General features: G+C 42.2%; 21 protein-coding genes and 1 pseudogene. 11 read left to right on the forward strand and 11 right to left on the reverse strand.

The window, feature by feature from the left end; genetic code table 11:
• Positions 1-211: 211 nt before the first annotated feature.
• The 4 genes from recQ to B9G53_RS13225 all read right to left on the reverse strand — a co-directional run bounded on the left by recQ (position 212) and on the right by B9G53_RS13225 (position 5,565).
• Positions 212-2,437 (reverse strand): DNA helicase RecQ, encoded by a 2,226-nt coding sequence (recQ, locus tag B9G53_RS13210; RefSeq protein ID WP_094533031.1) that lies wholly within the window; start codon positions 2,435-2,437, stop codon positions 212-214.
• Between the two features lie 3 nt (positions 2,438-2,440).
• Positions 2,441-3,130, reverse strand: coding sequence for a Uma2 family endonuclease (locus B9G53_RS13215; protein ID WP_094533034.1), 690 nt, complete (start codon positions 3,128-3,130; stop codon positions 2,441-2,443).
• A 124-nt stretch (positions 3,131-3,254) separates the two neighbouring features.
• Positions 3,255-4,319 (reverse strand): hypothetical protein, encoded by a 1,065-nt coding sequence (locus B9G53_RS13220; protein ID WP_217901579.1) that lies wholly within the window; start codon positions 4,317-4,319, stop codon positions 3,255-3,257.
• Positions 4,320-4,575: 256 nt separating this feature from the next.
• Entirely contained in the window at positions 4,576-5,565 is a 990-nt protein-coding gene (locus B9G53_RS13225; protein ID WP_094533036.1) for a permease, read from the reverse strand.
• Between the two features lie 345 nt (positions 5,566-5,910).
• On the opposite strand from B9G53_RS13225, the gene B9G53_RS13230 reads away from it, so the two are divergent.
• The 7 genes from B9G53_RS13230 to B9G53_RS13255 all read left to right on the forward strand — a co-directional run bounded on the left by B9G53_RS13230 (position 5,911) and on the right by B9G53_RS13255 (position 12,184).
• Positions 5,911-7,092 carry a HEAT repeat domain-containing protein gene (locus B9G53_RS13230; protein WP_094533038.1) on the forward strand — a complete coding sequence of 394 codons (1,182 nt, stop codon included), beginning with the start codon at positions 5,911-5,913 and terminating at the stop codon, positions 7,090-7,092.
• Positions 7,093-7,242: 150 nt separating this feature from the next.
• A complete protein-coding gene (locus B9G53_RS13235; RefSeq protein ID WP_094533040.1) occupies positions 7,243-7,488 on the forward strand; it encodes a hypothetical protein in 246 nt (81 codons plus the stop codon).
• A 550-nt stretch (positions 7,489-8,038) separates the two neighbouring features.
• On the forward strand, positions 8,039-8,584 hold the full coding sequence (locus tag B9G53_RS27380) for a hypothetical protein (RefSeq protein WP_176453201.1): 546 nt from the start codon (positions 8,039-8,041) through the stop codon (positions 8,582-8,584).
• 116 nt (positions 8,585-8,700) lie between these two features.
• Positions 8,701-9,489 carry a YoaK family protein gene (locus B9G53_RS13245; protein ID WP_094533044.1) on the forward strand — a complete coding sequence of 263 codons (789 nt, stop codon included), beginning with the start codon at positions 8,701-8,703 and terminating at the stop codon, positions 9,487-9,489.
• Positions 9,490-9,547: 58 nt separating this feature from the next.
• Complete coding sequence (locus B9G53_RS13250; protein ID WP_094533046.1) at positions 9,548-10,195, forward strand: hypothetical protein; 648 nt, start codon at positions 9,548-9,550, stop codon at positions 10,193-10,195.
• 2 nt (positions 10,196-10,197) lie between these two features.
• Entirely contained in the window at positions 10,198-10,431 is a 234-nt protein-coding gene (locus B9G53_RS26810) for a hypothetical protein (RefSeq protein WP_141211774.1), read from the forward strand.
• A 310-nt stretch (positions 10,432-10,741) separates the two neighbouring features.
• Positions 10,742-12,184: a uracil-xanthine permease family protein gene (locus B9G53_RS13255; protein WP_094533048.1), complete on the forward strand. Its 1,443-nt coding sequence runs from the start codon at positions 10,742-10,744 to the stop codon at positions 12,182-12,184.
• Between the two features lie 88 nt (positions 12,185-12,272).
• Here B9G53_RS13255 and B9G53_RS13260 read toward each other — a convergent pair whose 3' ends face one another.
• Positions 12,273-12,497, reverse strand: a complete 225-nt coding sequence (locus B9G53_RS13260) for a hypothetical protein (protein WP_094533050.1) — start codon at positions 12,495-12,497, stop codon at positions 12,273-12,275.
• A 5-nt stretch (positions 12,498-12,502) separates the two neighbouring features.
• On the opposite strand from B9G53_RS13260, the gene B9G53_RS13265 reads away from it, so the two are divergent.
• The 4 genes from B9G53_RS13265 (at position 12,503) to B9G53_RS13280 (ending at position 16,336) form a co-directional block, all read left to right on the forward strand.
• Positions 12,503-12,724, forward strand: a complete 222-nt coding sequence (locus tag B9G53_RS13265) for a hypothetical protein (RefSeq protein WP_094533052.1) — start codon at positions 12,503-12,505, stop codon at positions 12,722-12,724.
• A gap of 188 nt (positions 12,725-12,912) precedes the next feature.
• The gene (locus tag B9G53_RS13270; RefSeq protein ID WP_094533054.1) at positions 12,913-13,896 is read left to right on the forward strand and encodes a cytochrome c oxidase subunit II; all 984 of its coding nucleotides are present in this window, start codon (positions 12,913-12,915) and stop codon (positions 13,894-13,896) included.
• Between the two features lie 63 nt (positions 13,897-13,959).
• On the forward strand, positions 13,960-15,627 hold the full coding sequence (ctaD, locus tag B9G53_RS13275; RefSeq protein WP_094533056.1) for a cytochrome c oxidase subunit I: 1,668 nt from the start codon (positions 13,960-13,962) through the stop codon (positions 15,625-15,627).
• Between the two features lie 88 nt (positions 15,628-15,715).
• Complete coding sequence (locus B9G53_RS13280) at positions 15,716-16,336, forward strand: heme-copper oxidase subunit III (protein ID WP_094533058.1); 621 nt, start codon at positions 15,716-15,718, stop codon at positions 16,334-16,336.
• 56 nt (positions 16,337-16,392) lie between these two features.
• On the opposite strand, the gene B9G53_RS13285 is transcribed toward B9G53_RS13280, so the two are convergent.
• The 6 genes and pseudogenes from B9G53_RS13285 to B9G53_RS13310 form a co-directional block, all read right to left on the reverse strand.
• Complete coding sequence (locus B9G53_RS13285; RefSeq protein WP_094533060.1) at positions 16,393-17,031, reverse strand: PsbP-related protein; 639 nt, start codon at positions 17,029-17,031, stop codon at positions 16,393-16,395.
• A gap of 154 nt (positions 17,032-17,185) precedes the next feature.
• Entirely contained in the window at positions 17,186-18,259 is a 1,074-nt protein-coding gene (gene rsgA / locus B9G53_RS13290) for a small ribosomal subunit biogenesis GTPase RsgA (RefSeq protein WP_094533062.1), read from the reverse strand.
• 13 nt (positions 18,260-18,272) lie between these two features.
• Entirely contained in the window at positions 18,273-18,506 is a 234-nt protein-coding gene (locus B9G53_RS13295) for a sulfurtransferase TusA family protein (RefSeq protein ID WP_094533064.1), read from the reverse strand.
• Between the two features lie 147 nt (positions 18,507-18,653).
• Positions 18,654-19,070: pseudogene (locus tag B9G53_RS13300) on the reverse strand (DnaJ C-terminal domain-containing protein); the annotation flags it as partial.
• Between the two features lie 78 nt (positions 19,071-19,148).
• Positions 19,149-20,279, reverse strand: coding sequence for a molecular chaperone DnaJ (gene dnaJ / locus B9G53_RS13305; RefSeq protein WP_094533068.1), 1,131 nt, complete (start codon positions 20,277-20,279; stop codon positions 19,149-19,151).
• 155 nt (positions 20,280-20,434) lie between these two features.
• A complete protein-coding gene (locus tag B9G53_RS13310; protein WP_094533070.1) occupies positions 20,435-20,734 on the reverse strand; it encodes a 2Fe-2S iron-sulfur cluster-binding protein in 300 nt (99 codons plus the stop codon).
• Positions 20,735-20,828: the final 94 nt, after the last annotated feature.

Below are 20,828 nucleotides of genomic sequence, written 5' to 3' on the forward strand. Positions count from 1 at the left end.
TGCTTCCGACTATATCCTTCATAAAGTAMTTTGATTGCTTCCAATCGATGCCTTAGGTACTCTTGTTGATGTCGATTGAACTGCTTCTGCCAATCTTTGAGATCTAACGGCTTGTTCAGAAGCGCTTCGTTTTGGTTCATTTTTTTACTGTCTTTTTATTTCATATTTTACCATGCCTTACAGCGGGAAGGGAGTAAGTTGCCATATGGGGCTATAAAGGTTCTTTTTCATTTTGCCAAATGGCGCGAATGATCTTAATTTCATCATAGGTATATTCCTCTCGCAGGTGATCGAATAGATTGCGTAAGGAATCCCCACCGATCGCATCTAAAGCCTCATAAATTACAGTTTGACGTTCTGGTGGCACAAGGCGATCGCAGTTAATTGCATAACCAGCTTCAATTAATTGGACGAGATGCGTCCAGACTGTTGCGGGTTTAAGTCCGCGATCGCGAGCTATTTCATCAATATCTAAGCCATTCTCATACATGGTTAGGGTTTCGCGCTGTGTACTCGCTTTTGATAGTTTTGATTTTGGTGTAGATTCCTGTTTGACTCTAGATGCAGTTGATTCAGTAGGTTCCGCAGGCGGATATTTGAGATGATGTTCGAGAATAATCGCGATGAAGTCATCAGCATATTGCTCTAGCTTCTTCGCACCAACCCCTGACAATTTAGCGAAATCTTTGCGATTAGTGGGTTGTTGCTCAGCCATTTGATTAAGCGTCGCATTACTAAAAATTACGTAGGGCGGTACTTCCTGCTCATCGGCAAGATTTTTACGTAGTAATCGCAATCTCTCAAAGAGAATATCCACATCAACGGATCTTTCTTTTACGCTTTCGCGATCAGCAACAGAGACAGGCTCAGTATCCCGTTCTATTGGCAATAATACATTGCGCTGGTTTCGCATTACTTCCCAACTACGATCATTGAGTTTGAGAATGCCATAGCCATCAGTGGTTTGGGTTAATAGCCCTTGATGAATTAGCGATCGCGAAAGTTGTCGCCATTCATCGAGACTGCGATCTTTGCCGATGCCATAGGTTGAGAGATGCTCATGACCATGTTGTAATACTTTTTCTTTACGCGAACCCCGCAATACATCAATGATATGTCCTGCACCAAATCTTTCCTTGGTTCTTGCCACACAGGATAAGAACTTTTGAGATTCCACTGTCCAATCTTCCATTGGCTTCGGCGTGAGACAATTATCGCAATTGGCACAATCTCCATGAAAATGTTCGCCAAAATAACGTAGGAGAATCGTGCGGCGACAAGCTAAACCCTCGGCGTAGTCAACCACTTGACGTAATTGCTGTTGTGCGATGCGTTGTTCTGCTTCTAATGGTTCATTGGTGTGCGGATCGACTTTCTGAGCGATGAGATACTTGATTGTTTCTAGATCTCCATAGCCCAAAAACAAAGTACAGTGAGAATCCTCACCATCACGTCCTGCCCGTCCCGACTCTTGATAATAGCCTTCAATATTGCGTGGTAAATCGTAATGGATGACAAACCTCACATCAGGTTTATTAATTCCCATACCAAAGGCAACAGTTGCTACCATTACCTGTACATCGTCACGAATCCATCGCGTTTGGTTTTCTTCCCGTTCTTTATTTCCCAGTCCTGCATGATAGGGAATTGCTTCGATGCCATCTTCTTGGAGACGGCTAGCTATTTCATCGACGCGCTTACGACTGAGGCAATAAACTATTCCTGAACCCTGTAGGCGCTTGATTTGACGTAAGAGATTGACATAGGTTTGCTCATTACCTTGCTTCGGAACAACTTCATAATAGAGATTAGAACGATTGAAACTGGCAACATGAATATAGGGATTTTTTAGTTCTAATTGCTGGCTAATATCTTCTCGGACTCTTTCGGTTGCTGTAGCCGTCAAACCAATCATCGGTACATCAGGAAATATTTGACGAATTCGACTTAGTTGACGATATTCAGGACGAAAATCATGTCCCCATTCTGAGACGCAATGCGCCTCATCGATCGCAAATCCTGCAATCCCAATTTTATTTTTAATAATATTTAGAAATTCAAGAAACTGTTCGGCAAATAGACGTTCAGGAGCTACATAAACTAATTTAATTGCTCCATTCAAAATAGCTTGCGATCGCTGATTAGTCTCCCTCCCTGATAAGGTACTGTTCAGAAAAGTCGCGCCAATTCCATTCTCTTTGAGCGCTGTAACTTGATCTTGCATTAAAGCAATTAATGGCGAAACGACAATCGTAACACCCGTTTTTAGTAACGCAGGTAATTGAAAACAAATCGATTTACCTCCGCCTGTAGGCATAATCGCTAGAGTATCGCGTCCCGCGAGACTTGCTTCGATAATTTCGCGCTGACCCGCCCGAAAGGATTCGTACCCAAAATATTGTTTCAGCGCTTGCTGTAAAGGATCGCTATTTGTCATAAATTATGATTTCGAGAAAGTCTGTAATAACCATCGGGCGATCGCACCATCGTCTTCCTCTTTTTGGCTACGCCTTAATGCTTCTTCAACTATGTTAATTTCTAATCCTTCAAGAACTTGTGATTGCGAAATTCTACCACTACGACCATTGGCGATCGCAAAGGCAAATACTTCTGATGTATTGGCGTTCACTGCCCAGTATTCTTGAACTTCTAAACGTTCATAGAGCAGTCTTTTATAACTCAAATCATCTTGAATAGTGGTTGCAGAAATTTCCACAACTAGGGTTGGCAAATCAAACTCATTTAAATCAACTGGAGAATTATTCCTAGGTGGAATTTTTAATCCATTACCTAGGTAGAAAGCTATATCTGGCTGAAATTCAGCACTATTCTTTTTCCGAAAACTACAGTTGGTATACTCATAGATAATAATGTTGGCAAGAGTAGCAAACAATCGAACTGCGTTAGAAACAATCGAGTTCTCATGAGCGTGAATTGGTCCAACGGGTGACATTTCAATCCTCATTAAATTCTGGTCATAATAAAACCGAGCCTTATCTAAGCTTGGCTCTTCAGTAAGAGCTAGAAATTTATCCCAAGATGCTTTTAACCAAACATCAGACTCAAATTCTGGCTTGACTTCTACACTATTTTGGGGATCGTTTGCCTTTGCGCTAACCGTAATAGTCATAATTAGTCCAGTTAGGTTTGATTGTTGATGATTTTAACATAGCGGTTTTCAAGTGAGTCACTGCCGAAGGCAGTGACTCACTTGAAGATTTACTCAAAAAAGTCGGGAATCTACACCTCAGCATCTATTGATCTTCTTCGGTGATTTGTAAGCGAATTGTCCGTCCTGAGCGATCATTCCCAATCTGTACCGTGACATTTTGGCTAGCTAGGGAATCAAGGGAGTTAAGTAAATCGATTAAATTGGGAGTGCTTGCACCAGCTTCCACATATAGCTGATCGGCGGATGAAGACACTCGCTTCCATGTGCTGTAGAGCTTAGCGATCGCCTGTTCAAGTTGCGAAGCTTGACTAACTAAATCCGAGGCAAGTTTGAGACATCCCAATCTTAGGGCTTCTTCAAGGGCAAGATCGATATTAACTGAACGGTTAGCGATCGCTTGGACTTGACCAGTATTATTCAAATATTTAGTTAGCCTTTGAGCATCAGCCGTAACCAGTTTAATATTATCCAAATCAGAACCATCAGCGATCGCCTGTTTCAATGGAGTTTGATAGGCTTCAGGCAGTTTGTCGATTTCCCTAACTAGGGGTGCAACATAGCGAGTGGGAATTGTATGGGCAGCAATTTTTTCTTTCAACTCATCGGGAAGATGCTCAGAACTCATTGATGTCCATTCATCGGAAAGTTGTCGAACTTCTCGACGGGTAATCTTTTCGCCATTTCTTGCCGCATCGACTATCAATTGCTGTACTTCCGTAGAAGCTTGGGCAGTTTCCAAAAAAGCTCTCTTACTAAATTGACGGATATCATCGGCATCTAGCTGACCATCCGCCATTAAGGTGTCTGCACTATTAGCAAGCTGAATCCATGAATAAGCCTGAGACTTGCTAATTTCACGCTCTTGAAGCCATTTTAAAAATCCTGTGCCGCGCCCTTCTCCATTTGCTTTCTCGCGATCGCGTACAGTCCGTAAAATTCTACCGCGCCAAATATCTGTCTGCAAATCGAAGCGATCGCATACTTGCCAAGCCTGATCGACTTCTGCTAAAAATTGACCTTCTGCTAAACCTTCATCATTAGGATCTGGCAAGTTAAGCGAAAAATCTGTTAGATCAAGACTGGCTAAAGCTTCATTGGGAATAGATGCAACGGAAATAGTTTCGAGTACAGATTCGCTCACGGACACAGACAACCTTTGATTTAATAACTTTGCAACACAAGCAACATAAAAGTTGCCCGTCTCATATAGTAACTTACCTTACGCAGAGCGAAGATTTGTCCTAAGCCCCAAGACCTGTCTCTCTATCACACATATTGCGAACGCCATTCAAGTGCAGGCTAAGCACTAAAACCCTTTGAAACGGGTTCAACGGGTTGATTTTGTTCAGTCATCTTTAGATGACTTTAGCTTTTAGCCAAGAACTTGAGTTCTTGGATTTTCTTTAGCGAATCTGAAAGTTGATAAACAGACAGCTTAAAAATGTTAGCTGGGCGGTCAGTAAAAACATATAAACCACGGCTCGTTTTTTGAAAATCGTTAAAATCAAGCCGATCGCCTTGAGATCGATGATTGGACCAAAAACGAGAAATGCAAGCAATGAGCCGCCCGTAAAGGTAGCGGCAAAGGATAGAGCAAAAAATGCATCCACCGTCGAGCAGATCGAAACGATCGCAGCCAAAATCATCATCGCTAAAATCGAACTAACGGGACCCTGCCCCAAACTCAGGATAATATCGCGCGGAACCCAAACTTGGATGACAGCAGCGATCGCGCTACCAATGACTAGAATTGCACCTAACTCACGCATTTCTGCGAGGGTATTATCTAATAGGAGATTTAAGCGATCGGGCAAGGATTTAGTTACAACTTGATTGCTAGTTGATATGTAACCCGCAAAATCCAAAGGTTGGCTGCGATCTTCGCCTAAGAAGAATGTCCCCACAGGCACGGCTCCTGCTTTGACTTTGGGCGCTGGCAAGGCGATCGCAATATTTGGTTGCAAAATGGCGCGTAAATCCTTTTGAGAGCTAAATACCATTGCCACAATGTTAGCAACCATAAATGACAGTACAACTCGTAAAACTGCAATTTCAGGCTGATCGCGAAAGGCTGTCCAAGTTGCCCAAATCACTACAGGATTAATCGTTGGCGCAGCCATTAAAAAGCTGATCGCCACCGAGATTGGCGCACCTTGCGAGATGAGCCGCCTTGCCACAGGCACATTGCCACATTCGCACACAGGAAACATAAATCCTAGTAAGCTACCTGCTAATGCGCCTAGGAATGGATTTTTGGGTAAAATCGCGATCAGTTTCCGCTCATCTACAAAGATTAATAAAGCTCCCGATAGCAAAACCCCCATCAATAAAAATGGTAACGCTTCCACAAGGAGGCTCAAAAACAAAGTAAAGGCACTGAGAAGTTGGTTCATAGTTGCGCTATTTGACATTCCCAGAGATTATTAAGGACGCAAACTGTTCTTTTAATTTTCAGGATTTAAGGCGATCGCTAAATTATTAATTTTTAGCTTAACAATTATAGAAGCTTATCCAGTCCTTTATAAAATCTCTAGAAATATCGATTTTATCGATGAAAGCTCTGTAAAGATTGGTTTTGTGGATAATCTGAGTTCCCGATCATCGTAAAGCACTTACAGATTTTAAAAATTTTTGGGACTCTTCTCGTAAAATGTAATGTTAAGGCAGTAAAACTCAAATTTGCTGCCATGGGTAACGGGACTAAACCATGCACCAATGCTTAATAGGACACAGCTACTATGACCGCACCAGAGCCTAAACTACCCGCAATCCCTACCACTTCTAAAATCACTCCACCTAAGTTAGAAGATTATCGGATTCCTGTGTCTCCCGGATATGCACTTCCCGAAGATCGTTATGTGATGTCTGCGCCCGATTTGGGTGGTGAGTCAGCAATTTTAGCTGAGTTCGATGCGGCTGTGCGTTCTGACCAATTTTCATCAGCGTTACAAAAGCTGATTCGTTGTCGTGATAATGTTTTACCCGCATTGCTAGAACGCCTCGAAAGCGATGAAGTTTCTATATCCAAAAAAGCGGCGATCGCCTTGGGCTATTTGCGATCACCTGTAGCGATCGCCCCTTTGATTGCTGCCACCAAAAACCCTCACCGTCAAATTCACTGGCAAGCCGCAGCAGCCCTAAGCTGGATTGGCAGTGCGGAAGCAATCAGCGCTTTAGTACAGTTATTACGTCATCCATCGATTCAAGTCCAAGCAGCCAGTGCCAAAGCTCTTAGTCGCGCAAGTTTACCTGCGGTATCGCCCCTAGTTGAGGCTTTAAAACATAGTGACGACATGGTAAAAGTTCATGCTGCTCACTCCCTTGGGCAAATTAGCTCGCCTCTTGCGGTTACCACCTTAATCGAAGCCCTTGAGCATGGTAGTAAATCAGTCCGTTTTGAAGCAGCTTGGGCGCTAGGTCAGATTAAATCCCCTCTATCAGCTAATTCCCTAGCGAGTTTACTTACCGATAGTGATATTAGTGTCCAGTCTCAAGCCGTGCAAGCACTCAAGAATATTGGTGTTCCCGCAATTGCGCCTGTGGCAAAAATGCTCAGCAATCCTTCTAGTCATACCCGCAGCGTTGCCGCCCGTACCTTGGGGCAGATTGGGATGGAGGAAGTCGTCCCAATGCTGGCTCAAGTCCTGAGAGATGATGAATATGCCTATGTGCGTTGTGACGCAGCACTAGCCTTGGGGGAAATTGGCACTCATGATGCTGTGTTCTATCTTTCTCAATCTCTAAAAGACCGCGATCGCTCAGTCCGTAGCGCTATTTTGAGAGCCTTAGCACAGATAAATTCACCTGAAGCACAGGAAATTTTGCATAATATTAAGCATACAGTTGCTATACCGAATTATTCCGTCTCTAATCTCAGGGATTTTGGTGACGAATCAGACTTTACGACAATTCAGGGTTAAACGCACTACCTAAGCAAAAGAATAAAGGCGACGCTTTGCGTCGCCTTTATTCTTTTGGGCTAAATATTGCCATATCAACTCTTTGTGTATACAGTATACATAGGCTGTAAAAGTAAATTATGCCAAAACATAAAATAGCTAGGCTATTTTATGTTTTTAAAATCCTTACTAGGTTTGGGTTTTGATTCACGAAAATATTGCTACACCTTCGTGAATTGGTATTACTACTTCCTAATTGATAATGGGCAGACTGAAGCAGCTCTTACTATCAATGTTCTGATTAGACAGATTGGCGACATTTATGATGATTTCCATTCCTCAGCCTTTGCAGACGATAGTGACATTATTATTAGTGTTTTTACTTGGCAATTACTTACTGGCTTAAATATTGTGTAGCGAATTTTAGCTCAAACAGCAAAAGTATCTTGAGATGTCTAATAACTGTTTAAAATTGCAATGTAGCAGTTTTAAATAATTTATAAAATTGTAATCATTATATCGTCAATACAATTTGTGTTTATATCTATTAAAAAATATTTACTTGTTAACCAATGATATTTCAAATCATTGGTTAACAAGTAAATCACCTAAAGTTAATCGATGAAAATTAATTTTTAATAAAATCACAAAGAAATTAGTTAATAATAACTACTCCCCAAAATTCACATGCAAATAAATTTTAAGACGCTAATACAATTAGTTGATTTAACAAAAAAGTAGTTTAGAATACCGTTATTGTATGGATATACTGTTGTAATAAGATATGTATGACAAATCAAGTACATTGATTTAATGTTTCGTTTTGGTCGTGCAACCAATTTTTCAATCTATTTTACATTGACATTTTTTAACAGTATTAATGTTAGTGATTAAGTAGTGTAATTGCTACCTTTAGATTGAGTTTATTAGTTTAGTTTCGGTACTCAAAAATCAGTAGAGCAAAAGTATGCTTAAAAACAAATTCATGAAGATGTTTAAATCACCTAGTCCTGAGCTAATTACTAGATTTAACAGCCTGTGCTTATCACTAGTTCTGATGTTGAGTGTATTTTTCGGCAACCCTATTCATGCACAAGCATCCGTAACAAACTCAATTCAATTGACTGAAAATGGTGCTATTTTTGTTGGTTTAGTTGCAGATGCAGTGGTAGAACCTGAAGCAACTGCTGAAACTCCTGAAGCAAAAGCTGCTGCTAAACTGGAAGCAAAAAAAGCAAAAGCTGCTGCCAAACTGGAAGCAAAAAAGCTGAAGGAAGCAGCTGATCTAGAAGCAGCAGAAGCTAAAGCTGCGGAAAAAGCCGCTAAGAAAGCCGCTAAGCTAGAAGCCAAGAAAGCTAAAGAAGCCGCTAAGCTAGAAGCCAAGAAAGCTAAAGAAGCAGAAAAAGAAGCGGCCGAAGAAGTTGCTGAAGATAAATTGAAAGAGACTGAAGAAACAGTTGCAGAGCCATCAACAGAGTCACCTGTAGAAAGTGAACCTACTGTTAGCCCTTAGTCTTACAACTGAGTTTTTATTTGCATTCTAAATTGAGTGCTAGGGATAGAAGAAATTACCAGCTTCACCTAGCACTTGATAAATAATCTATTCAGAATCTAATTCAAGGCAAGAAAATGACTTCGGCAATTCCGCGATCGCAATCTAAGTTCAACCTTAGTGCATACTTAATCAGCGACGGGCCAGCAGGATTTCTATTAAGTTGGGTGGCTGGTTTTGTTGATACTTCTGCATTTATCATTTTGTTTGGATTGTTCACAGCCCATGTGACTGGCAACATTGCATTAGCTGGATCTTCGTTTGTTAGTGCTGACACTGAGACAACTATTACTCGTTTGTTGATGTTGCCGACATTTGTAGTAACTGTCGCTTTAACATCTCTACTAGCTCGTTATTCTCGCAGTCAGCAATGGTGCGTGTTTGGAGTTTTGTTGACAGCAGAGGCGATCGCCTTAGCGGTTTTTCTTTCACTAGGCATGACCCTTTCACCTGCGCTTTTACTCGATGTCCAAGAAGAATTAATCTTGCCCATTGGCATTTCTGGTGTAATTGCCATGGCGATTCAAAATGCCCTGATGAAGGAGTCAAAAGGAGTATTTAAAAGCTACATTCCCACGACGGTTATGACGGGAAATACTACGCAACTAACCATTGATGTTGTGCAGTTTTTTAGTGCGAAGTTGGCAAAGTCTCAAACAGAAGCAACGGAAACAGAAGCAGCGGAATCTTTGGAAAGAATTAGCCGATTTATTCCTACGATCACAGGTTTTGCCTTGGGTGGATTGCTCGCAGCTTGCTTTGTCTTAGTTTCTGAATCTTGGTGGAGTCTATCTCTGCCTTTGATTATTATTACAGTTTTAGCGATCGCTGCATTTGTCGAACATGGTCGCAGAAACTCTATGTAAATTTCGCCCAAACTGCGAAGCTCATCGATCTATCCTTTAAAATTTCACAGAAAAAATAATGAAACAACGTCTACTAGCAATTTGTATCAGTTTGATAGTTCTTTTAGGATTATTCGCTGGCAACAGTGTTCAAGCTGAGCCACTCTCTTCACCTTTAACAACTCTCATCGCTGTAGCAGATGTTTCCGAATCTCCCACAGAGACTGAAGTATCTGAACCAGTAGCTGAAGTATCTGAACCAGTAGTTGAAGAAGTTAAAGCTTCTGAACCAGTTGCGGCATCTGCACCTAAAACTCCCGATGAAGCAACGAACTTACTTAAGCAATTAGAAACTGAGATTTTGCCCCAAATTGAGAGTGTCTTGACTCCAGAACAACAAGAAGATTTTGCTGCTAAAATTGCCGCAGGAACTAGTTTTCGTAAGGCTTTTAAAGCGATAACTCTCACCCCTGCCCAAAAAACTAAGCTAAGTACTGTATTCAAAGCGATTCCCAAAAAAGATATCTTCGCAACCCTTACCCCTGCTCAAAAGAAACAACTATTTTTGAAAAATAAACAGCTATTTATTCCTAGTTCCGCCGAAATTGGGGCAAAAATAACTGCTGGTATGCAAATGGCAAAGGATAAGTCACCCTTAGCGCCTTCGGCTGAGTCAATAGTCGAGAAAGTTACCGCAAAAATGAAGGCTATTGAGGAAAAAGAATAAGCATGGATAGCTTCATATCCCATCGTCTCACCGATTGGCTATTTCTGGTAGCTGCAATAGTTGCCTCAATGGTTATATTTTCTTCGCTAGAGAAAGTTGCGCGATCGCTGTTCGTTCCATTTGTAGTTATAGCGATTGGGCTTATTGTCGCCAAAGTTTTTTTTGGACTTACACCTCAGCATCTTTGGCATGAGTCAATTTATCTAATTCGGCGATTAGGGTCAAGTTTTTTTTAGGAAACCATAGCAACGTAAGTTTTGCTTGGGACAAATCAAAACCCAAAAGATGAGTGGCGGCGCGAAGCGCCGCCACTCATCTTTTGGGTTTTATATTCTAGCTATCCCTTGAATTGCTATACAACAAGGCGTAGCCTTGTTGTGGCTTTAAAAAATTACATTTCTATGGATATGAATAAAAAAGCAGCTCAAAGCGCCGCTTTTTTATTCATATCTAATTTTCTGATTTTGTAGTTATTCTAGCGGAATAGTTTTGAGAGAATGTATACAGTATACAAGCATATATTCCAAGCAATCTAAGCAAGAAATTATGGATGCAGATAAAGAACTGAACCCAGAAGAACAACTAGGTGAAGATATTGCTGAGCCGCCCGTGGTAACTAAATCAGGATTAATCTATGGTTTAAATGATAAACCACCAGTTGTTGAAGCTATTTTTGTAGCTTTTCAGCATGTTCTTGCTGCTTTTGTGGGGATCATTACGCCTCCAATTATTATTTGTAGTAGTTTGGGATTAGATGCGGCAAATACTAGTTATTTGATCAGTATGTCGCTTTTTGCTTCTGGAATTTGCACTTATATTCAATGTAAAAGAATCGGTCCTGTTGGTTCAGGTTTACTAAGTCTGCAAGGAACTAGTTTTGCATTCCTTGGTCCCATTTTAGGCGTAGGAACCGTTGCCTTACAAAAAGGAAGTTCACCAGAACAAGCTCTAGCATTAATTTTTGGAGTTTGTTTGTTTGGTTCTTTTGTAGCAATTATTTTGAGCCAATTTTTACATCTCTTTAACAAAATTATTACTCCAGTTGTTTCAGGAACGGTAGTGATGATCATTGGCTTAGGACTAATTAAAACTGGGATGATCAGCCTAGCTGGTGGGGCTGTATCTTTAGCTCAAAAGGATGGTTCTTTTGGCAGCTTGCAAAATCTAGCCCTTGGCGGAACTGTTTTATTGATTGTGCTTTTTTTAACTCTTTCGAGTAATCGATTTTTAAGAATGGGCGCGATCGCGATCGGGCTAGTAGTTGGTTTTATTATCTCTCTATTCCTTGGTATCATTGACTTTAGCTCTCTTAGTCAACTTCCTTTCTTTAGGCTTCCTGTTCCTTTCCGTTATGGGATCAGTTTTGACTTTGGAGCTTTTTTGCCTTTCATTTTGATTTACGTTTTGACTGCAATTGAAACCGTCGGTGATTTGACTGCTACTTCGTCTATATCTGGAGAACCTGTTAAGGGTGGTGTATACATTCGTCGTATTAAAGGTGGCGTATTAGGAGATGGTGTTAATTCATTGATTGCGGCAGTGCTAAATACATTTCCTAATACAACCTTTAGTCAAAATAATGGTGTTATCCAAATGACAGGTGTAGGAAGCCGTTATGTTGGTTTCTTTGTTGCTGGAATCTTTGTCATCTTAGGATTGTTACCTGTTATTGGTGGTGTATTTCAAGCACTTCCTCAACCCGTTTTGGGAGGTGCAACTCTAGTTATGTTCGGCTCGATCGCTGTAGCTGGGTTGAATATTGTGGTATCCGCAGGACTGGATCGTCGTTCGATGATTATTGTTGCTGTTTCCCTAGGTTTAGGCTTAGGAGTGGTATTTGCCCCTGAGATTTTTGTTGGTAAGCCTCCAATTTTTAGCAATCTCTTTGGGTCTGCTATCTCGACAGGTGGTTTAACAGCAATTCTGCTCAGTTGGCTACTGCCTAGATCTGAAGAAGAAGTTCTTGTTGCTCAAGAAAATCCTGCTTAATGTCTATACAATTCAAAATCCAAGAAGTAAGGTTTGGCGCAAAGCATCAACCCTTACTTCTTGGATTTTATAGAACCCATTTGGCATCTTAGGAAGCTTTAGCAAGGCGCTTAAGCATAAACCTGATAAAGCAAAGATGAATTCTCGCATTAGCGTTGGCTAAAGTTCTGTAATCAATGTTTTGAGCAAACATTTCAAGCAAAGCCTTGTCATCGGAAAGACTTGCCTTAGTGCAAAGGGTAAAGAATGGCAAACCGAGAGAATCCACACCGAGGTTTTTCTTGATCCCAAGGGTTAAGATTTGCTTTGCCAAAAAATATGGATGAGTTGCGGTTTTTTGTCAAGAATCGTCTCTCCGAAATGACTAAATCTGTAATTGCTTCCCTTGTCGGTAGAGATTCCATACTGGATGATCTATCTGTTGCCTCTCTTTTGTTATTTGGTATTACTATCATTGCGCGGCTTTCATTCCCTCACGTCTTAAATGACCAGTGCCTAGATGGTCAGATGGCATGTATTTTTCTGATCGCTCAAGGCTGACAAAGATTGTATTTTCATAGCGATCCCAAAGAAATTGCTAAAAGATTACAAACAATTGCCCCTCATTCTGGAAATAAATGACAAGATAGACCGTATGTCAATCTGTCCTGATTTAGAAATGAGCTGCTAGTAAGCTCCAATTGACCGAGATCCACTCTATAGGAGCAGCAAGATAGGGCAACCTAGTCATGAAAAAAAACAACTTAATTTCAGTGGTCGTAATCATTGGGCTGATTTTTGCAGCTAGCATTTGGTACGCACGCAATAATGGCTTACTACCAGTTGCCGCAGGTGACGAAGCAGTCTTATATGACGGGCTTTTTAATACGATCTTGGCGATCGCCTTCGGATTTTTCCTGATTGTTGAGGGCGTATTGATCTATTCGATCATTAAGTTTCGCCGTCGTAAGGGTGATAACACCGATGGTCCCGCCATTCATGAAAACTTAAGCCTTGAAATCGTTTGGACAGCCATCCCCACCGTAATTGTGATGTGGGTAGCCATTTATAGCTTTGACGTATACACCGCTATGCAAGGTACGCAAGATCTTGGTGGTATGGCTCATGGCGGTATGCATCAAACTGTGGCAAATGCTAATCATGAAAGAGGGGGAATGCCGATGTCAAAAGCAACTCTTGCCTCGTCCAATAGTGATGGTGTGCTAATGGCAGGTACATTACCTGCTGGTAGCGATGATGTTGTCGCAATTAATGTCAGCGCCATGCAGTTCGCTTGGATTTTTAACTACACCGACGAAATCGCAACTGCTGAACTCCATGTACCAGTTGGCAAAAAAGTACGTTTAAATATGAACGCTGTGGATGTGCTTCATGCCTTTTGGGTTCCTCAATTACGGATCAAGCAAGATGTGATCCCCGGACGTGAAACCTATCTCGAATTCACGCCGCGCGTGGTTGGAGAATATCCTGTAGTCTGTGCTGAGTTATGTGGCTCGTATCATGGCGGTATGCGTACCACGATGGTAATTGATACCCCTGAAGACTATCAAGCATGGTTAAAGGAGCAGCAAGAGATTGCCAGTAACGATCCCGAAGCGATCGTGGCTACAAATTCAAGCCCATCGGTATCTCAAATGTCTGAACAAGAATATCTAGCTGGGAAAGTTGCTCAACTCGGCGGCGAACATCAGCACATGATGATGAACCATTAATCAATGTGGCTGAGTCCAGATTGTTAAATACCAAAACAGCACTTATTTTACAAACATTTTCCTATGACCCAAACCCTTACCCCAACCGAAAATTCGGGCGCATCGGGACTAGAACCCCAAAAAACTCTTTGGTGGGAATTTTTCACCTTTAGCGTTGATCACAAGATTATTGGGATTCAATATCTCGTTACATCTTTTGTATTTTATTTAGTCGGTGGGGCGCTTGCATCTGTGGTGCGCGCAGAACTAGCCACACCCGATTCCGATCTAGTCGATCCCGCCTTTTATAACAGCTTGTTCACAATGCATGGCACGGTCATGATCTTTTTGTGGATTGTGCCTGCGGTAACAGGTGGGTTTGGTAACTACCTCATCCCCTTGATGATTGGGGCGCGTGACATGGCTTTCCCTCGTTTGAATGCGATCGCCTTTTGGTTGACGATTCCTGCGGGGATGTTGCTAATGAGCAGCTTCTTTTTTGGTCCTGCTTCCACAGGTTGGACAGCCTATCCACCTTTGAGCATTTTGACCAATGAGCATGTTGGTCAAGCGATCTGGATTGGCAGCATTCTTTTGGTGGGAACCTCATCGATTTTAGCGGCGGTGAATTTCATTGTCACAATTTGGGCGATGCGGATGCCAGGCATGGATTTGTTTACCATGCCCCTGTTTTGTTGGGCGATGATGGCAACCTCAGTACTTGCTCTTTTAGCAACACCTGTCTTAGCAGGAGCAATGGTGCTATTAGGCTTCGATCTGTTGATTGGCACAAACTTTTTTAACCCTACAGGTGGCGGTGATCCCGTCGTGTACCAACACTTATTCTGGTTCTATTCGCACCCTGCCGTCTATGTGATGGTTTTGCCTGTATTCGGGATTATTTCTGAAGTTTTGCCTCCCCATAGCCGCAAACCGATTTTTGGTTATAAGGCGATCGCCTATTCCAGCATGATGATTTGTGCTTTGGGCTTGTTTGTATGGGCGCACCATATGTTTACCAGTGGCACACCTGACTGGTTGCGTGTTTTCTTTATGGTGGCTACGTTGCTAGTTGCCGTACCCACAGGTATCAAGGTATTTAGCTGGGTGGCAACACTTTGGGGTGGTAAGTTACGCTTAGAAAGTCCTTTGCTATTTGCGATGGGCTTTATCTCCACATTCTTAATTGGTGGTCTTAGCGGCGTAATGCTCGGCTCCGCCCCCATTGATATCCATGTTCACGATACCTATTTTGTAGTTGCTCACTTCCATTACGTCCTCTTTGGTGGCAGCGTTTTTGGCATTTACGCGGGGCTATATCACTGGTTTCCAAAAATGACGGGTCGGATGTTGAATGAGTTTTGGGGCAAGGTACATTTTGTGCTGACCTTTATCGGAATGCATTTAACCTTTGGACCGATGCATATTCTTGGCTTGCAAGGTATGCCGCGCCGCGTGGCTCAGTACGATCCTCAATTTGCGCCTATCAATGTAATTTGTACAATTGGTGCTTTTGTACTGGCGATTTCTACAGTTCCTTTCGTAATCAATGCTGTTTATAGTTGGTTTAAGGGCGAACAAGCACCTGATAATCCTTGGAATGCATTGACGATGGAATGGACAACCTCTTCACCACCAATTCCCCATAACTGGGTTGGTGAGCCTGTTTTATTGAATGGTCCCTATGACTATGGCGAAGAATATAAAGAGGCTCGCAAAGAGGCGATCGCTGCATCTCAAGCCGCAACTTAATCTGAAATTCTATGTAGGATGCGTTAGCGCAGCGTAACGCATCAAAACTTCAAATTTTTCTCCAGTTCATTTATCCAAACATTAATCTATGCAAGGATCGATCGCTCCAGTTACAACACAAGATGAAGCAATTCATGCTCATACCGCCGAAGCTGGTCACGCTGAACATCCAGATCTAAGGGTGTTTGGCTTGATTGTTTTCCTGATTTCTGAAGGAATGCTTTTCTTTGGCTTGTTTGCTGCTTATTTGACTTTCCGCTCAGTTGCCACGTCTTGGCCTCCTGAAGGTACACCCGAACTTGAACTTCTCTTACCAGGAATCAATACAATTATTCTGGTATCCAGTAGTTTCGTAATTCATCAAGCCGATCACGCGATTAAAGAAAATAAAGTCAAAGCGGCTCAGCTATGGTTTCTCGCCACATTTATCATGGGCGCGATCTTCATTGCTGGACAGATATATGAATATCAGCATTTAGAGTTTGGGCTAACCACGAATCTGTTTGCTAGTACCTTTTATGTCTTGACAGGTTTTCACGGCTTGCACGTAATTATTGGCTTGTCGCTAATTGCCGCAGTATTAGTGCGATCGCTTAAAACTGGACATTACAGCAACACGAGTCATTTTGGAATCGAAGCTGCCTCTGTATATTGGCACTTTGTCGATATTGTCTGGATTGTCTTATTTTTATTGCTTTATATTCTGTAGACATCAAAAAAGAGGCGACGCATTGCGTCGCCTCTTTTTTAAGCAAATTCCAAAATTTATTTCTCAATCTTGAAAGAGGTAATAAAGCGATCGACATCGGATGCAGCAATTTTATCGGCAGCCCCCAATGCAAATACTTGATACAGACGATTGTCTGCAAGACAAAATCTTCCTTTCATGGATACATCAGTGGTTTGAACTTTGCCACTAGCTTCAAAATCACGGCAGGGAATATCGCCGAGTAAGTATTCCTTTTCTGACTTAATTTCGCCTTTGAGATTAGCAACTGAACCTTTGACAGAATCTGCTAACCCTTTTTGAACAGCCGCAGGATCGGCAATTTTGTTAGGAAAGTCGGCATAGCCCACAAAATATCCTGATTCATTGGCTTCAGCAATCACCATATTCAACTTGATTGTTCCCACATCAGTCTTTTGGTCTTGAGATTGCTCTTGTGGCTTACTAGGGAGTTGCACACTAAATTTCCCAGTCGATGATTTGTAATCTTGCCAAGCATTAGTGGTTGCAGGCTTATCGCCCGTTTTAACTTCTGGTGTACTTGTAGGTTTGTCAGTGGGCGTTGCTGTAGCTGTAGTTTTTTGGGGAGGTGTATTCTCAGCTACAGGGGTAGACGGAGTGCAAGCACTGACTGCAAATAAGACTAAACCAGCGGCAAGGGAAATATACTTTTTCATGTGTGATTAAGATACGACCTTCGATTGGGGAATAAGCTTGAAGCTCGTTAGATACTATATCGTGCCTTGTAATCACACAAACCATTTTTTTGACAGGTTAGCTTTCTGTTAGTGATGAAGGCGGCGCGAAGCGCCGCCTTCATCACTTGTATTGCTAATCATCATCTGTATCCAAATTTTGATGCTCGCTGCGACGCGACTCTCGGCGATAGCGCTTTTTCAGTAACCTTGGCTCCTGTTGTTGCTTACCATCACTAGTATCTTTGACTTTGACAGAAGCATCTGCGTTAGCTGTATTTTTTAGTCTTTGCTGATAGACGATCGCCTCTTCTAAATATGCCAAGTAATGCTCATAGCGTTCCCAATCGCCGCGCACTACACAATCTGGCTCATCACGACGATGCAAACAGTTATTAAAATGACAGACATCCCCTGAAGCTAATCTCTGTCTGGCTTCAGGAAAACAATCCGTCAATTCTTGTGGTGTAACTGTCAAATTAGGTTGCATAAAACCTGGGGTATCAGCAAGATATCCTCCCGCAGGCAACGCAAATAGCTCGACATGGCGGGTAGTATGTTTTCCATGCCCTAAGCGTTGAGAAACTTCACCAACACGGACTTGTAAATTCGGGATTAATAGGTTAATTAGGCTAGATTTGCCAACACCTGACTGTCCCGCCACAACAGTTACACCAGTTTGTAAATGTTGCGCTAGTTCGTTAATACCTTCCTTGGTATAAGTGCTAATCGCTATCGGTGAGTACCCCCATGACTGTAAACGATCGCACCATGTTGTCCATATTGCATCATTAACCAAATCGCGTTTATTTAGACACAGTAAAACATCAACTTGAGTACTTTCAGCTTTTACTAAAAAGCGACTTAGTTGATGCGGGTCGAGACTTGGTTCAGCTAACGCAAAAACTAATAAAATCCGATCAACATTCGCCACAGTTGGACGATCCAGCAAATTACGACGTGGCGATACTTCTGATATCGCTCCCCGTCCACCTTGCCAATCTGGTTCTTCAACTGTGACGCGATCACCTACACAGATCTGCTGTCCAATTTTTTTGAGTCGCGCCCGACGAGTGCAGAGTAACTCACAAACAAACTGGCTAAATTTCTGTCCCGATTCATCAAGCAACTCTAGACTGAAAGCTTGATCTAACATGACGCGATAGTAGTTGGCTTGTACAGCCAAGACTGTACCTGTTATAGCCAACATAGGATAATTTGCATCATGCTTTTTGGACTGTCAAAGCAAAAAAGCGATCGCGTTCTTCAATCCCTTTGACCTGATGACCGTCAGAGATCAGGCTATTAGGAACTTGCTCAATTGGTTCCCCCCCATCCAGCAATACTTCCAGCAACTGTCCAGTCTCTAGCTTTTCAAGGTGCAATTTTGCCCGCACAAAACTGAGCGGACAGGGAACGCCGCGTAAATCAATGGATTTGATAGCCTGAATGCACATACTCTTTCTCTACTACAGATATTTTCGATTTACCCTTCTCAAAACCTTTGCATGGCTTTTAGAAAACTAAATATTACTTTTGGTTGCCTAATGTGCCACCCAAAATATCACCTATTTCACCACGATTACCTAGTCATTGTCAGGTTGCACAAACAAATATATATACAGATCGCCTGATGGAATGCTATGTAATCCTGCATCCCCTTCGTTTGCAACCCGCAATCTTGTGCCACTATCGACACCTGCAGGAATTGTGATTTTCATCTCTTTGGTAACTTGATTGAGTCCCGACCCGTTACAGTTTTCGCACTTCTCTTCAATGCAGGTGCGTGGTCGAGTACTAGGCTTGGCTCCAGATCCGCTACAAATGCTGCAATTTTCTAGATGCACAATTTTGATTTGTTTTTCGCAACCAAAAACGGCTTCACGGAATTCCAGTTTTAAGTCAAGCCTGATATCTTCGCCTTTAGTTGATTCACTTTGGCGGCGGTCTTGTTGCTGTTGACCTATATCTGAAAAGCCACTAAAGAAACTTTCAAGAATATTGTTAAATATACCCATGTCAACCTCTTTCTCTGCTACAGGTATTTTCGGTCTAGCTTTCTAAAGTCCATGCTTTGCATGGACTTTAGAAAGCTACTCTTACTTTTGGTTGCCAAATATACCGCCTAAAATGTCACCAATGCCACCTTTCGCGGCATTACCAAACTGCTTTTCCTTAAGTTTTTCAAGGACTTCGCGTTCTTCACTACCGATTTTAGTGGGGATATCGATCTTGATTCTAATTAAATGATCACCCCGAGCGACAGGATTGCCCAACTTAGGCACACCCAACCCCTCTAGCGTCAAGACTGTATCTGGTTGTGTCCCTGCTGGAATCGTGAGTGGCTTCTTGCCATCCACAGTATTAATGGCAATTTTATCACCGAGAATTGCTTGCAAATAGCTAATCTTGATTTCCGATAAAACATTAATACCTTCACGCTCAAACTCATTGTCCGCTTGTACAAACAAGTAAACATAGAGGTCGCCCGAAGGACCACCACGTTGTCCCGCATCACCTTCACTGGATACCCTTAATCTGGTTCCACTATCGACACCTGCGGGAATCGTGATTTTTAGCTTTTTGGTAACTTGATTTAGTCCTAGCCCATTACAGCTTTCACACTTGTCCTCAATAGTTTGACCAGTGCCGTTACAAGTTGGACAGGTAGACACTTGAGTAAAACTACCAAAGGGGGTTCGTGTCGCCCGACGCACTTGCCCCGTACCGCTACAGGTTCCGCAAGTGCGAGGACGTGTCCCCGGCTTTGCGCCTGAACCGCTACAGGTTGCACAGGTCTCTAGATGGGAGATTTTGATTTGTTTCTCACCACCAAAAACTGCTTCGCGAAATTCTAGCTTCAGATCAAAGCGTAGATCTTCTCCGCGCGTGGGACCACTACGGCGGCGTGCTTGTTGTTGTCCCGTATTAGAAAATCCACTAAAGAAGCTCTCAAAGATATCGGCAAATCCGCCCATATCGCCCATATCAGGTGAGCCACCTCCGCCACTTGATACGCCAGCTTCGCCAAAGCGATCGTACCTTGCACGGGTTTCTGGCTCTGAGAGAACCTCATAAGCACGGTTAATTTCTTTAAATCGTTCATCTGCCCCCGTTTCTTTGTTGACATCGGGGTGATATTTTCGAGCTAAACGTCGATATGCTCGTTTGATTTCCTCTTTGTCAGTATTGCGATCAACTCCGAGGATTTCGTAATAATCACGCGCCATAGGGGGTTTCTCTGTCGCCTAAAGGATTCATAGACAATTATTCTAGTTTAACTAACGTAGCACTTAATCGTTGGTTCGGTCATATAAGAAAGAGTACGTTTTACCGCACATATCTCAATTTAAAGCTCGGCTTTGCCAAGCTTTAAATCGAAAAACTACGGCTTAGTCTTGACACTCACATTTCCTTGATTAACCAAGGTTTGACAGGCGAGACGATAATTATTTGGTTTGTTTTTAAGCTTTTTTTCTTCAAATTCAGTTTTGGGCGATAGGTTTTCAAGCCCATCGACAATCTCGACAACACAGGTGGCACATTGTCCATAACCATTACAGTTAGTGAGCTTCGCAACAAATTTATAGATGTCGATGTTGTTTTCGAGAGCTTTTATGCGAAGGTTTGCGCCGTCCATCGCGATCGCCTCTTTTCCTTCATTCACAAACGTAATGTTTGCCATAGCTGAGTGTTAATTTTTTGTTAATTTTTATTACTTACTTATTATCCTATCAAAAGGGGAACAATAAACATTAGGGCTTCGCCGTAAAATAAAG

Origin of the sequence: Pseudanabaena sp. SR411 (assembly GCF_002251945.1) — a bacterium.
In the GTDB taxonomy this organism is placed as follows: Bacteria; Cyanobacteriota; Cyanobacteriia; order Pseudanabaenales; family Pseudanabaenaceae; genus Pseudanabaena.